Raw genomic sequence first — 11,348 nt, 5'->3', positions numbered from 1 at the left:
TCACCGGCACCCTCCGCGATCCGCAACGCCTGCTCCACCGCGTACTCGTCCAGCTCCGACAACAGACCATCCACATCCTCACGGTCCACCGTCAGATCATCCGAGAAACGCCGGTCACCCGTCGCATCCGGCACATACTTCACACAGACAACGATCCTCAAGCTCACGCCGGCTCTCCTACTGCATCGTCTTTTCCGGGCTGCCCTGTTGCACGCAGCATAGGCGCCTGATGGTGCGGTTTCCGGTCGGGGCGCCCCGCGCTCCGAAGGTAATATTACTAGCCAGTACAGCCAGTGGGTGGCGTATGAGCAAGCGCTTGGAATGTGATCTGGCCGACGTACGACGGGTCGGCAGGGGCGACGGGGCGCCGCCCGGCCCCCTCCCCGGCGCCGTACCGGAACCCGTCCGGGACGGCGCCGGGGTCGCCGCACCTGCGCCGCCGGGGTTCGCGTCCGTGTGCCGCGCGGACGCCTCAGTCCCGCAGCGCGTTGAACCGTCCCTGGTGGTAGAGGAGCGGGCGCCCGCCGCCGGCCGGGTCCCCCACCACGGCCTCGGCGATCACGATCCGGTGGTCACCCGCCGGGATCCGGGCCACCACGCGGCACACCAGCCACGCCAGCACGCCGTCGAGGACCGGCACCCCCTCCGGCCCGCTGCGCCAGCCGGTGGACGGGCCGAACCGGTCGGCGCCGCTGCGGGCGAACGTGGCGGCCAGCTCCTCCTGATGCTCCCCGAGTATGTGGACGCCGATGTGCTCCGCCTCGGAGACGACCGGCCAACTGGACGACGAGGTCCCCACGCCGAAGGAGACCAGCGGAGGTTCGGCGGCGACGGAATTGAGGGAGGTGGCGGTGAAGCCGACGGGCCGGCCGGCCGCGGCCGTGATCACCGCAACCCCCGCGGCGTGTCGCCGGAAGACCGAGCGGAGAAGATCGGGAGAGGCCGGACGGGCGGTGCCGAGCTCGGGCGAAGCCGTCATGGAGAAGTCCTTCTGCGAAGAGGCGTACAGGGCCGTGGGTGCTCAGGCACCTGGACAGCGCGTACTCGCATTGCGGGCGAGGTCCACCTGGACCGGGCCATCGAGAAGGAGTTCCGGAGGCATGGCGTCAGACTGACGATACGTGACGGGCCTGGTCAAGTGCGTTCCGCGAGGTGGGAGATGCGTCACGGTCCGTCACATCGCCTCGCCCAGTGCCGCGAGGACATCGACGGTGCGCGGCTGCCCGACGGCCCTGCGGACGACCCGCCCGCCCGCGTCGAGCACCAGCACGGTCGGTGTCCTGGTGATCCCCAGCTCACGAACGAGAGCGAGACGCGCCTCCGCGTCGACCTCGACATGGGCGACACCATCGACCATGCGCGTGACCTCGGCAAGGACTCGGCGCGTGGCCCGGCAGGGCTGACAGAACGCGGTGGAGAACTGCACCAAGGTCGCCCTCCCACCCAGTTCCGCGCCGAGTCGGGCCGCGTCCAGCGCGCTCCCGTGCGTCCACCCGTCCACCCTCGCCCTCCCGTCGTCGCGCCTCCCAAGAGGGCAGCGCCGCGTGGTACCGGAACATTCCCGGCCGGCCGCACGTGACGAGAATCTCGCCTCCCGCGCCCGCGAGGACTGGCCACCGCGTCGCACATGGGGCACGATCGGCCCGATGCCGAAAACCTACGGCTGCGTAACTTCCGCCGGGAGAACCCTCCCCAGGCGCTGAAGAAGGGTCTCCCCAGAGATGGCAGAACTCGTCTATCGACCGGTCATCGGCGCCGCTCGCACCTTGTTCAAGGCGCTGGACCTGAAGATCGACGCTCGGGGTTCGGAGCACATCCCGAAGACCGGTGGCGCTGTGCTGGTCAGCAATCACATCAGCTACCTGGACTTCATCTTCACCGGTCTCGCCGCGCTGCCGCAGAAGCGTCTCGTCCGCTTCATGGCGAAGGAGTCGGTCTTCCGGCACCGCATCTCCGGACCGCTGATGCGCGGGATGAAGCACATTCCCGTGGACCGCAAGCAGGGCGAGGAAGCCTATGCCCACGCGCTCGCGTCGCTGCGCTCCGGCGAGATCGTCGGTGTCTTCCCCGAGGCCACCATCTCGGAGTCGTTCACGCTGAAGAGCTTCAAGTCGGGGGCCGCCCGGCTGGCCCAGGAGGCCGGTGTGCCCCTGATCCCGACGGCGGTGTGGGGCACGCAGCGGCTGTGGACCAAGGGGCGGCCGCGCAACTTCAAGCGCGACCACCTGCCCGTGACGATCCGGGTGGGCGAGGCGGTGGAGGCACCCGCCGACCAGTACGCGGGGGCCATCACCCGGCGGCTGCGGGAGCGGGTGCAGGAGCTTCTCGAAGCGGCCCAGCGCGCCTACCCCGTGCGCCCGAGGGACGCGAGCGACACCTGGTGGGTCCCCGCTCACCTCGGGGGCACCGCGCCGACCCCCGCCGAGGTGCGCGCCCGGGGCTGAAACGCGTCGCCTCCGCTCCCGGCTGAAACGTCACTCCGGGGCGTCGGCGACGGTCGGGGCCCGGAGTTCCGCGAGGGAGCTCGGAGTTCCATGGGGAGCGCGTGCCAGAGCCGGGCGCGGTCCCCGGCGGACCTCAGGGCACTCGGCACCGCCGGGTGCGGTGCCGCGTGGAGCGTCGGGTAGTCCGTCTCGTGGAACTCGGGCCGGACGGGCCCAGCCAGCCGCTCGCCGTCGAGCGAGAATCGGGCGTCGACCCCGGGTTTGTCGCCCCGGGCGTCCTGGCGGTCCCAGCGGTCGCGGCCGGGCAGCCGGACCGCGACGAGGCCGTGCACGGGGCCGGGGGATCCGTCAGCTGCATGACCGCCGAGCGTAGGTACGCGGTCGACCGGGAGCCAATGGCTTTCCTGCCGACCGCATACCTATTCAGATCTATGCCGCTGCGGACGGTGACGTGTCCTCGGACGGCGTCACCTGGCCATCTCTTCCTTCAGCGCGAGGACGAACGCGTCCACGTCCTCCTCGGTCGTGTCGAAGGCGCACATCCAGCGCACGTCCCCGGCGGCCTCGTCCCAGAAGTAGAAGCGGAAGCGCTGCTGGAGCCGTTCGCTCACCTCGTGCGGCAGTCGGGCGAAGACGGCGTTGGCCTGGACGGGATGGAGGATCTCCACGCCGTCCACCCCGCGCACGCCCTCCGCCAGGCGCTGGGCCATGGCGTTGGCGTGCCGCGCGTTGCGCAGCCAGAGGTCCCCGGCGAGCAGCGCCTCCAACTGCACGGAGACGAAACGCATCTTGGAGGCGAGCTGCATCGACAGCTTGCGCAGATGCTTCATGGCGCGCACGGCGTCCGGGTCGAGCACGACCACGGCCTCGCCGAAGATCGCCCCGTTCTTGGTGCCGCCGAACGACAGGACGTCGACGCCGACGGTGTTGGTGAACGTGCGCATCGGCACGTCCAGCGACGCCGCGGCATTGGCTATCCGGGCCCCGTCCAGGTGGACCTTCATGCCGTGGCCGTGGGCGTGGTCGCAGATGGCGCGGATCTCGTCGGGCGTGTAGACCGTGCCGAGTTCGGTGTTCTGGGTGATCGACACGACCTGCGGCATGGCGCGGTGCTCGTCGTCCCAGCCGTACGCCTGCCGGTCGATGAGCTCGGGGGTGAGCTTGCCGTCCGGCGTGGGGACGGTGAGCAGCTTGAGGCCGCCCACGCGCTCCGGGGCGCCGCCCTCGTCGACGTTGATGTGGGCGGACTCGGCGCAGATGACGGCGCCCCAGCGGTCGGTCATCGCCTGGAGGGAGACGACGTTGGCGCCGGTTCCGTTGAAGACCGGGAAGGCTTCGGCGGTGGGGCCGAAGTGACTGTGCATGACGCGCTGGAGATGCCCGGTGTACTCGTCCTCGCCGTAGGCGATCTGGTGACCGCCGTTGGCGAGGGCGATGGCCGCGAGGATCTCCGGATGCGTGCCCGCGTAGTTGTCACTGGCGAAGCCGCGTACCCGCGGGTCGTGGTGGCGTCGCGCGTCGGTCCTTACGGTTGCGGGGTCAGCCACAGGCGCTTTCCGTTCACTTCCGGGGCGGGCCGGTCCCAGACGCCGACGATGGCATCGGCCAGATCCTTGACGTCCGTGAAGCCCGCGAATTTCGCATTCGGGCGCTCGGCGCGCATCGCGTCGTGCACCAGTGCCTTGACCACCAGGATCGCAGCCGCGGACCTGGGCCCCTCCTCGCCCCCCGCCTTGCGGAACGCGTCCGCGAGGGCGAGCGTCCACGCCTCGGCGGCCGCCTTCGACGCGGAATAGGCCGCGTTTCCCGCGGTGGGCTTGCTCGCCCCGGCCGCGCTGATCAGCACGTAGCGCCCGCGGTCGCTGCGCTGCAGTCCCGCCTGGAAGGCCAGCGAGGTGTGCTGGACGGTGCGGATCAGCAGCTTCTCCAGCAGGTTCCAGTCGGCGAGGTCGGTCTCGGCGAAGCCGGCGCTGCCGCGCCAGCCGCCGACGAGGTGGACCAGACCGTCGATCCTGCCGAACTCCTTCTCCGTCTTGTCCGCCCAGTCGCGGGTGGCGGCGAGGTCCAGCAGATCGACCGTGTCACCGGTGACGGTGGCTCCGCCGTGGGCGTAGCGCGCGGCGTCGACCGCTTCGGCCAGGCGTGCCGCGTCGGCGTCGGAGGCCACGACGGTCGCGCCGGCCTCCGCGAGCCTCAGCAGCGCGGCCCGGCCGGCCGGGCCGGCGGCCCCGGCGACCGCGACCACGGCACCTTCGAGGGCACCGCTCCCGTTGCCCGTACCGTTCCCGTTCATGGCCACCGCCTCCTCTGCCCCGGCGCTCACGCGGCTGCCCGCTCGGCACCCGCGGCGGTGATCCCCTTGGTCGAGGCGATCACGTTCTTCAGCTTCTTGGAGAGCGCCTCATAGAACATGCTCAGGGGAAACTCGTCCGGAAGCACCTCGTCGACGAGCTTACGCGGCGGCAGCGACAGGTCCAGTGCCTCGGGGCCCTTCGCCCAACGGGAGCCCGGGTGCGGGGCGAGGTAGGCGGAGACGAGTTCGTACGCGGCGAACCAGTGCACGAGCTTGGGGCGGTCGATGCCGTCGCGGTACAGCTTCTCGATCTCGGCGCACAGCTGGTTGGTGATCCGCGGGGCGCGTTCCCAGTCGATCCGCAGCGTGTTGTCGGTCCAGCGGATCACGTCGTGCTTGTGGAGGTAGGCGAAGAGCAGCTGTCCGCCCAGGCCGTCGTAGTTGCGTACGCGCTCGCCGGTGACGGGGAAGCGGAACATCCGGTCGAACAGCACGGCGTACTGGACGTCGCGGCCCTGCGGGAAGCCGTCGGCCTCCAGCTGCACCGCCTCCTTGAAGGCGGTGAGGTCGCAGCGCAGCTCCTCCAGCCCGTACATCCAGAACGGCTGCCGCTGCTTGATCATGAAGGGGTCGAAGGGCAGGTCGCCGTGGCTGTGCGTGCGGTCGTGGATCATGTCCCAGAGCACGAACGCCTGCTCGCAGCGCTGCTGGTCCGCGACCATCTCGCTGATGTCGCCGGGCAGATCGACGCCGAGGATGCCGACGGCGGCCTCGGTGACCCGGCGGAACCGGGCGGCCTCGCGGTCGCAGAAGATCCCGCCCCAGCTGAAGCGTTCGGGGGCCTCGCGCACGGCGACGGTCTCCGGGAAGAGCACCGCGGAGTTGGTGTCGTAGCCCGAGGTGAAGTCCTCGAACGTGATGCCGCAGAAGAGCGGGTTGTCGTAACGGGTGGCCTCCAGCTCGGCGAGCCACTCGGGCCAGACCATCCGCAGCACGACGGCCTCGACGTTGCGGTCCGGGTTGCCGTTCTGGGTGTACATCGCGAAGACGACCAGGTGCTGCACCCCGTCGGCACGCCCCTCGGCGGGCTGGAAGGCGAGCAGCGAGTCGAGGAAGTCCGGCACGCCGAAGCCGTCCACGGCCCAGCGGCGCAGGTCGGCGACGAGGGCGCGGTGGTAGGCGGCGTCGTGCGGGAGCAGCGGGGAGAGCTCCTCGACCGCGGAGATCACGCGGTCCAGCGTCGCCTCGGCGGTCGCACGGGACGGTGCGCCCTCCGCGTCGAAGTCGATGGAACCGTCCTTCGACTGCCAGGGACGGATCTCCTCCACGGCGTCTTTGAGGAGGGGCCAGGCGGGGTGGTCGACCACCGGTTGCTCCGCAGCGATACCTCCTGCGGCGACGTCGTGCACAAGAATTTCCGTCATAACACTTCCTCCACAGGAGAACCTCGCGTCAAATCACCGTATCCATGCATGCTTACTCCAGACAAGTGGATCTCAGTAAATTATCCTGCGCGCCCGCAACGTCACCGTGATTCTTCCTGCACGAAACCGTGGAAGGAGCACTTCCGTCGGAAGCGGAGGCTCCGGCGGCCGCAGCCTCACTTCGTCTCGTACGCGTAAGCCCGAGCGGTCCCGCACGCGCCCGGCGCGTGCCCGCGCACGGGTGGCACGGTTCGCCTCCCCTGCCGGCGTACGGCCTCGGCCGGTTCGTCCGGACGCCGGACGGCCGTGATGGCCCCGCACCTGGCGGGTAGGAGCCGCATGCGGAGGAACACTGTCTACGGAAGCGAGTCGCCTTGTCTTTTCTCACCATCGGTCATCGCGGAGTGATGGGTGTCGAGCCGGAGAACACCCTGCGGTCGTTCGTCCACGCGGAACGGGCCGGGATGGACGCGATCGAACTGGACCTGCACCTGAGCAAGGACGGCGCGCTGGCTGTCATGCACGACGCCGACGTGGACCGCACGACGGACGGCCGCGGCCCGATCGCCGAGAAGACCCTCGCCGAACTGCGCGAACTCGACGCCGGACAGGGCGAGCGGGTGCCGGTCTTCGAGGAGGTCCTCGACGCCGTGAGGTCCCCGCTCCAGGCGGAGATCAAGGACGCGGCGGCGGCCCGCGCGCTGGCGGAGGTGATGCTGCGGCGCGGCCTCGTCGAGCGGGTCGAGGTCTCGTCGTTCCACGACGGGGCGGTCGCCGAGATCGCCCGGCTGGTGCCGGGGGTGAGGACCGTGCTCATCGCGAGCCGCCGGCAGGACGATGCGGTGGAGCGGGCGAAGGCGGTGGGTGCGGCGACGCTGGCGCTGAACATCCGCCGCCTCACCCTGGAGATGGTCGAGCGGGCGCACGCCGAGGGGCTGAAGGTGATCGGCTGGGTGGTGAACACCCAGGACCATCTGCGGCTGGTACGCGCCCTGCGACTGGACGGCGCCACCACGGACCATCCGGAGATCCGGCGCGCCGTCCGCTTCACCGCCTGATCAACACTCCGGCCGGACCAGTTCCTTGATCAGGAGTTCGAACACGAGGTCGTCGCGCTGCGGGATGCCGAAGCGCTCGTCGCCGTACGGGAACGGGCTCGTCCTTCCCGTACGGCGGTAGCCGCGGCGCTCGTACCAGGCGATCAGCTCCTCCCGCACCGAGATCACGGTCATGTGCATCTCGGTCGCCCCCCAGTCCTCCCGGACGGCGCGTTCGGCCTCGGCGATGACCACCTTGCCGAGCCCGGCGCCCTGAAGGTCGGGGCGGACCGCGAACATCCCGAAGTAGGCCGCGTCGCCCCGGCGTTCGAGCTGGCAGCAGGCGACGACCGTGCCGTCGCGCTCCACCACGAGCAATCGGCTGCCGGGGGCCTCGACGACCTCGCGGACGCCGTCCGGGTCGGTCCGCCGCCCGTCGAGGATGTCCGCCTCGGTGGTCCACCCGACCCGGCTGGAGTCGCCCCGGTACGCCGATTCGACCAGCGCCACGAGGACGGGAACATCGGCGTCGGCCGCGTCGCGGAACGTCAGCCGTCCCGAATCCTGGGTGGGGGCCATGTCCATGACGGCGATTCTCCGTTCCTCTGCTGCGGACGTGCCGCAGCAGCGTAACCCGGTGTCGCACGGCGGGCGGCGGTGCGGGGGCAGACATAGAGTCCGCCGCATGGTTCATGTGCTGAGCAGCCGCATCCTGCTGCGTCCCACCGATCCCGAACGGTCCCGCGCCTTCTACGGGGAGTCGCTCGGACTGCCCGTCTACCGGGAGTTCGGGACCGGGCCCGAGCGGGGAACGGTCTACTTCCTCGGCGGCGGCTTCCTGGAGGTGTCCGGACGCGCGGACAGCCCGCCGGTGCCGAGTCTCGCGCTGTGGTTGCAGGTCGCGGACGTGCACGCGGCGCACGACGAGCTGTCGGGCCGCGGGGTCGAGGTGCTCGGACCGCCGCTGCGCGAACCGTGGGGGCTCGTCGAGATGTGGATCCGCGCCCCGGACGGGCACCGGATCGTCGTGGTGGAGGTCCCGGCGGACCATCCGCTGCGCCACCGTCCCTGAGGGACCGGGTCGGCATCCAGTGCTGTGACCGGGAAGGTTCACCGGCTCGCGGCGTCCGGTGCGGTGCGTCGCAAGGCGGAGCATCGTCCGCGTACTGGACGTACGCGGGTGATGCGACAACGCCGCGAGGTGCCGTGCCGGGCGTCGCGAGCCGGTGAACCCTCCCGGTCACAGCACTAGTGCCGCATGGCGGCCGGCTCCCGCGGCGCGGACCACGGGGACGGCCTCAGCGCGGGGCGCGGCTCCGTCCGGCGCAGTCGACCAGCACGGGCAGGGCCCGCTCCAGGGCGCCGTCGTCGTCCGCGAACGGGAGGCGCAGGTGGTGCCGGAAACCGTCCACGGCGGAGAAGGCGGGGCCCGGCACGATCAGGACGCCCGCACGGCGGGCCAGTTGTGCCGTGGCCTCGGCGTCGGCGCCGGGCATCTCCACCCAGAGGGCCGAGCCCCCGGCGGGCCGTTCCCACCGCCATCCGGTCCCCTGCGCACGCAGGAGGCGTTCGGTCTCCGTCAGGCGTTCGCGCAGCCGGGAGCGGCGCCGGGAGCGGGCCTCGGGCAGCTGCTGGAGCAGACGCACGGCCAGCATCTGCTCGACCACCGGGCAGGACAGGTCGACGGACCTCTTGATGTCGGCCAGTCGGCGGACGACGGTCGTGGAGGCGCGGATCCAGCCCAGCCGCAGACCGCCCCAGAACAGCTTGGACAGGGTGCCGATGGTGGCGGACCCGGCGGGCGGCAGCCGGGAGGCCAGCGAGACGGGCGCCTTGTCGTGGTCCAGGGCCAGTTCCGCGTACGCGTTGTCCTCCACGGCGTACAGGCCCTGCTCGGTGAGCACGGCCGCCCAGGCCCGGCGCGTGTGCTCGTCCATGCTGCGCCCGGTGGGGTTGTGGACGGACGGCTGCAGATAGACGAGGCGTGGGCGCACGTGCCCGGCCAGCCGGGCCAGGGCGGCGGCGTCGCGGTGGGAGGCGTCGGCCGCCAGCGGGACCAGCCGGGCGCCGCGGGCGCGCAGGGCTTCGAGGGCGCCGCGGTAGGTCGGGTCCTCGACGATCACGGTGTCCCCCGGCTCGACGAGTCCCTGGGTGATCAGCCAGACGGCCTGCTGGGACCCGGCGGTGACGAGGATCTGCTCCGGCGTGGTGGGCAGGCCGGCCGCACGGTGGTAGCCGGCGATCGCCTCGCGCAGCTCGGGCAGCCCGTACGGCAGGTACCCGTCGTCGGCCAGCGCGGCGGTGAGGTCGCGGGCGGTCAGGGATCCGGCCGCCGACGCCACCATCGGCAGGCCGTCCAACGCGCCGCTGGAGAGGTCGATGCCGTCGTCCCTCGTACCGAAACTGGCCAGCCGTCCCTCGGTCGCCGGTTCGCCCACGCCTCCCGATCCCCGCAGCCGGGAGCCGCTGCCCTGCCGGCTCTCCAGCCAGCCGCCGGCCTCCAGCAGCCCGTACGCGGCCGTCACCGTGGAGCGGCCGACCCCGAGCGCGGTCGCGAGAGCCCGTTGCGAGGGCAGCACGGTGCCGGGAGCGATGTCCCCGCGCTCCGCCAGCTCCCGCAGCGCCTCGGCGAGCAGCTGCGGCAACGCGCCCGCGCCGCCCTTGGACCACCCGGTCAGCAAACGCGACAGGCGGGTGGGAGGAATGCGGTCCATGCGTTCATCATCACCCGGCGCAGGCCAATTGCCCTCAAGTGGTCTTGGTCGCCCTCCGGCCGCGGGCACATGATCGGGAGAACGCCGTTGCGAAGGAGCAGAACATGGCGACCGTCGTGCTCGTCGGAACACTGGACACCAAGGGAGCGGAGTACGCGTGGCTGTCGGAGCGGCTGCGCGAGTCGGGATGCGATGTCGTGCTCGTCGACGCGGGCGTGCTGCCGCCGCCGCAGGACGGCCCCGCGAGTGACGTCGACGCCGCCGCCGTGGCGCGGCGCGCCGGGCACGATCTGGACGCGCTGCGCGCCGCCGGGGACCGTGGGGCGGCCGTGACCGCCATGGCCGAAGGCGTCGAACTGGTCGTCGGCGACCTTCACCGGGAGGGGCGGCTGCACGCGGTCCTGGCGGTCGCCGGCAGCGGCGGATCGTTCATCGCCGCCCGCGCCATGCAGGCACTGCCCGTCGGCGTGCCGAAACTGCTGGTCTCCACCATGGCGAGCGGGGACGTGTCGCCGTACGTGGGCAGCAGCGACGTCACCATGATGTACAGCGTGGTCGACGTCGCGGGCATCAACTCGGTGTCGTCCCTGACCCTGGGGAACGCGGTGGCGGCGGCCGCCGGGATGGCCGCCCACCACGAGCGGAGCGTGAACCGGTCGCATCCGCAGGGACGGCCGCTGATCGGTGCCAGCATGTTCGGCGTGACCACGCCCGCGGTCGACGCCGCCCGGCGGCATCTGGACGAGCTGGGTTACGAGGTGCTGGTCTTCCACGCCACGGGCGCGGGGGGACGGGCCCTGGAGAAACTCGCCGCCGGGGGGTTCCTCGCGGGCGTCCTGGACCTGACGACCACCGAGCTCGCGGACGAACTGGTCGGCGGCGTGCTCAGCGCCGGGCCGGACCGGCTGACGGCGGCGGGCCGGGCGGGGCTGCCCCAGGTCGTGGCCCCCGGCGCCCTGGACATGGTCAACTTCGGCGCCCGCGAGACGGTTCCGGAACGCTTCGCCGAGCGCCGTCTCCTCGTCCACAACCCCACCGTGACCCTGATGCGCACCACCGCCGGCGAGATGACGGAACTCGGCACCCACATGGGGCGGAAGCTGGCCGCGGCTCAGGGCCCGGCGGCGGTCCTGTGGCCTCTGGGAGGGGTCTCCGCGGTGGACGCTCCCGGCGGACCGTTCCGGGATCCGGAGGCCGATGCGGCCGGGCTCTCGGCCCTGCGCACGGCGCTGGAGGGCAGTGCCGTCGAGCTGCGCGAGGTGGACGCGCATCTGAACGACCAGGCCTTCGCCGTGGCCGCCGCCGACCGTCTCCACCAGCTGATCTGTGCCCCCGCGGACCGGGACACGGGCGTCCGCTCCGGACCGACGTCCGATTCGACGTCCGAGCCCGCACGACGTGCCCGCGCCATGTGACCACCTATGTCACGCGCGTCC

General features: G+C 71.7%; 11 protein-coding genes and 1 pseudogene. 4 read left to right on the top strand and 8 right to left on the bottom strand.

Features of this window, described 5'->3' with window-relative positions:
- The 3 genes and pseudogenes from ACFYXM_RS19495 to ACFYXM_RS19485 form a co-directional block, all read right to left on the bottom strand.
- Positions 1 to 167: pseudogene (locus tag ACFYXM_RS19495) on the bottom strand (electron transfer flavoprotein subunit beta); the annotation flags it as partial.
- 305 nt (positions 168 to 472) lie between these two features.
- Positions 473 to 979 (bottom strand): flavin reductase family protein, encoded by a 507-nt coding sequence (locus tag ACFYXM_RS19490; RefSeq protein WP_389290802.1) that lies wholly within the window; start codon positions 977 to 979, stop codon positions 473 to 475.
- 195 nt (positions 980 to 1,174) lie between these two features.
- Entirely contained in the window at positions 1,175 to 1,501 is a 327-nt protein-coding gene (locus tag ACFYXM_RS19485) for a TlpA family protein disulfide reductase (RefSeq protein ID WP_389290800.1), read from the bottom strand.
- A gap of 220 nt (positions 1,502 to 1,721) precedes the next feature.
- Between ACFYXM_RS19485 and ACFYXM_RS19480 the strand changes: the two genes are divergently transcribed.
- The gene (locus tag ACFYXM_RS19480; protein WP_389290799.1) at positions 1,722 to 2,444 is read left to right on the top strand and encodes a lysophospholipid acyltransferase family protein; all 723 of its coding nucleotides are present in this window, start codon (positions 1,722 to 1,724) and stop codon (positions 2,442 to 2,444) included.
- Between the two features lie 467 nt (positions 2,445 to 2,911).
- Here the strand turns inward: ACFYXM_RS19480 and ACFYXM_RS19475 are convergent, their stop codons facing one another.
- Genes ACFYXM_RS19475 through ACFYXM_RS19465 form a run of 3 tightly spaced genes read right to left on the bottom strand, consistent with a single transcriptional unit; the run spans position 2,912 to position 6,161 of the window.
- Positions 2,912 to 3,991 (bottom strand): threonine aldolase family protein, encoded by a 1,080-nt coding sequence (locus ACFYXM_RS19475; RefSeq protein ID WP_389290797.1) that lies wholly within the window; start codon positions 3,989 to 3,991, stop codon positions 2,912 to 2,914.
- Complete coding sequence (locus ACFYXM_RS19470) at positions 3,970 to 4,737, bottom strand: SDR family NAD(P)-dependent oxidoreductase (protein WP_389290795.1); 768 nt, start codon at positions 4,735 to 4,737, stop codon at positions 3,970 to 3,972. The genes ACFYXM_RS19475 and ACFYXM_RS19470 overlap by 22 nt, the downstream gene beginning before the upstream one ends.
- A 26-nt stretch (positions 4,738 to 4,763) precedes the next feature.
- Positions 4,764 to 6,161 carry a DUF6421 family protein gene (locus ACFYXM_RS19465; protein WP_389290794.1) on the bottom strand — a complete coding sequence of 466 codons (1,398 nt, stop codon included), beginning with the start codon at positions 6,159 to 6,161 and terminating at the stop codon, positions 4,764 to 4,766.
- A 374-nt stretch (positions 6,162 to 6,535) separates the two neighbouring features.
- Here ACFYXM_RS19465 and ACFYXM_RS19460 point away from each other — a divergent pair, with 374 nt between their 5' ends.
- Positions 6,536 to 7,219 carry a glycerophosphodiester phosphodiesterase gene (locus tag ACFYXM_RS19460; RefSeq protein ID WP_389290793.1) on the top strand — a complete coding sequence of 228 codons (684 nt, stop codon included), beginning with the start codon at positions 6,536 to 6,538 and terminating at the stop codon, positions 7,217 to 7,219.
- On the opposite strand, the gene ACFYXM_RS19455 is transcribed toward ACFYXM_RS19460, so the two are convergent.
- Entirely contained in the window at positions 7,220 to 7,783 is a 564-nt protein-coding gene (locus ACFYXM_RS19455; protein ID WP_389290791.1) for a GNAT family N-acetyltransferase, read from the bottom strand.
- Positions 7,784 to 7,883: 100 nt separating this feature from the next.
- Here ACFYXM_RS19455 and ACFYXM_RS19450 point away from each other — a divergent pair, with 100 nt between their 5' ends.
- Positions 7,884 to 8,270 (top strand): VOC family protein, encoded by a 387-nt coding sequence (locus ACFYXM_RS19450; RefSeq protein WP_389290789.1) that lies wholly within the window; start codon positions 7,884 to 7,886, stop codon positions 8,268 to 8,270.
- 226 nt (positions 8,271 to 8,496) lie between these two features.
- Here the strand turns inward: ACFYXM_RS19450 and ACFYXM_RS19445 are convergent, their stop codons facing one another.
- Positions 8,497 to 9,912, bottom strand: a complete 1,416-nt coding sequence (locus ACFYXM_RS19445; protein WP_389290788.1) for a PLP-dependent aminotransferase family protein — start codon at positions 9,910 to 9,912, stop codon at positions 8,497 to 8,499.
- A 104-nt stretch (positions 9,913 to 10,016) separates the two neighbouring features.
- On the opposite strand from ACFYXM_RS19445, the gene ACFYXM_RS19440 reads away from it, so the two are divergent.
- Positions 10,017 to 11,327 carry a Tm-1-like ATP-binding domain-containing protein gene (locus tag ACFYXM_RS19440; protein WP_389290787.1) on the top strand — a complete coding sequence of 437 codons (1,311 nt, stop codon included), beginning with the start codon at positions 10,017 to 10,019 and terminating at the stop codon, positions 11,325 to 11,327.
- Positions 11,328 to 11,348 lie beyond the last annotated feature (21 nt).

Origin of the sequence: Streptomyces sp. NPDC002476 (assembly GCF_042889785.1) — a bacterium.
Taxonomy (GTDB): Bacteria; Actinomycetota; Actinomycetes; order Streptomycetales; family Streptomycetaceae; genus Streptomyces.
The sequence above is the reverse complement of the archived record's forward strand: the minus strand, read 5'-3'. Positions and strand labels throughout refer to the sequence as shown.